The organism is Vibrio sp. 10N.222.52.B12 (genome assembly GCF_002875385.1).
Lineage (GTDB): Bacteria > Pseudomonadota > Gammaproteobacteria > Enterobacterales > Vibrionaceae > Vibrio > Vibrio jasicida.
This window is the reverse complement of the sequence record NZ_MDAW01000046.1, coordinates 1-729: the sequence shown is the minus strand read 5'-3', so window position 1 is coordinate 729 and position 729 is coordinate 1. Positions and strand designations below refer to the sequence as shown.

Below are 729 nucleotides of genomic sequence, written 5' to 3'. Positions count from 1 at the left end.
GGCGTTAGGTTTTTTCGGTAAATATCCTTGTGTCAAAGTCGCAAATGAATAATGCTCGTTTCTAACTCAATTCTGAGTTATTTTTGCTTGCTTTGTCCGATAGCGAATGAGTCTAGGTTTAATGTCTTTCTTCGCTATTGTGTACGGTGGAATGTGCATGAACAGGAGTTCGGGAGTTTATAGAATGACTTATCAACAATTAGATGCCATCGCTGATTCATATGTGCCTCTGCTAGGTATTTTGTCGTTACTTTGGTTTGTAAGAAAGGGGTTTAGTTCAGGTGTAAGAAGTGCCTGTATCGATGTAGTAACAACGTTTTTTGGTGCGCTTTACATTTATACATTAATGTTTGCAGATAAGTACCTTGGCGCTTTTGCGTCCATTGAACTTGATTATAGCACTCACACTGCCTTGGCATTGGTTTTTGTGGTAACCCTATGTTTTATAGGAAAAATGGTAAGGTCTATAACGATAATATCAATGTTATCGTATTGTTTGTTGATGCTATATCAAGGCTATCATACGGTAGCAGATATAATGTTAACGGGCTTGTTGGTCTTGCCTGTGCTGGTATGGTTAAAGTGTTTACCACGTAGTAAAAACAAACCTAACAAAGCGTTCAAGAGTGATTCGTAACGCGTGGCATTTTTACCATGCGTTAATTTAAATGTTTAAGGCGCAATGCCGAGGCTTAGGTATTGCGTTACTCACACCTTAACGCGGCGTTA

General features: G+C 39.0%; 1 protein-coding gene. It reads left to right on the top strand.

Going from position 1 to position 729, the window contains the following annotated elements:
- Positions 1-184 precede the first annotated feature (184 nt).
- Positions 185-637 carry a hypothetical protein gene (locus BCT11_RS03280; RefSeq protein WP_241908971.1) on the top strand — a complete coding sequence of 151 codons (453 nt, stop codon included), beginning with the start codon at positions 185-187 and terminating at the stop codon, positions 635-637.
- Positions 638-729 lie beyond the last annotated feature (92 nt).